The organism is Pontibacter sp. HJ8, assembly GCF_054824225.1.
Genome location: NZ_JSYF01000640.1, coordinates 1 through 824, shown reverse-complemented (window position 1 = coordinate 824; position 824 = coordinate 1). Strand labels below are relative to the sequence as shown.

Annotated in this window: 1 protein-coding gene; it reads left to right on the top strand. The window is 58.4% G+C overall.

Translation table 11 applies throughout. The features are described from left to right. Nucleotide 1: 1 nt before the first annotated feature. On the top strand, nt 2-754 hold the full coding sequence (locus tag OB13_RS20490; RefSeq protein WP_461492044.1) for a creatininase family protein: 753 nt from the start codon (nt 2-4) through the stop codon (nt 752-754). The last annotated feature ends 70 nt before the right edge of the window (nt 755-824 follow it).

The window sequence follows — 824 nt, the reverse complement described above, 5'->3', positions numbered from 1 at the left end:
CATACTTGCCGAAACCAATTGGAAAGCCATACAAGAACAGAAAACCGAGGTAGTGGTGCTGCCCTGGGGAGCCACCGAAGCCCATAACTACCACTTGCCCTACGCCACCGACAACATACAGGCCGAAGCCGTAGCCGCCGAAGCCGCCCGGCTGGCCTGGGAAGCGGGCACCAAAGTCATGGTGCTACCCGCCATACCATTTGGCGTCAACACCGGGCAGGCCGACATTACCCTGGACATCAACCTGAACCCGAGCACACAGCTCTCTATCCTCGATAATATTGTAGCTGTGCTCAACCGGCAGGGTATACACAAGCTGCTCGTGGTCAACGGGCACGGGGGCAACGATTTTAAGCCGATGCTGCGCGAACTGGGCCTCCGTTATCCGGACATGTTCCTGGTCACCTGCAACTGGTTTCAGACCGCCGATCGCCGGCAGTTCTTCGAGCGCCCCGGCGACCATGCCGATGAGATGGAAACCAGCATGATCCAGTACCTGCGCCCCGACCTGACGCGCCCGTTGGAAGAAGCAGGAGATGGGAGAGAATATAAATCAAAGCTGGCCGCTATTCGCGAAGGCTGGGCCTGGTCGGAACGTTTGTGGTCGCAGGCCACTGAAGATACCGGCGTAGGTAACCCGGCAGCCGCCACCCCTGAAAAGGGCCAGGCCTTCTTTGAGGCCACAACCCGCAACATAGCGGGCCTGCTCACCGAGTTAGCCACCGTAGACCCTAAAGACAGGTATATCCGTTGATGATCGTAGGGACAGGTTGCGCCTGTCCGGATCGTGCACCAGGTATAGGTATAGGTATAGCGGGTCAGGA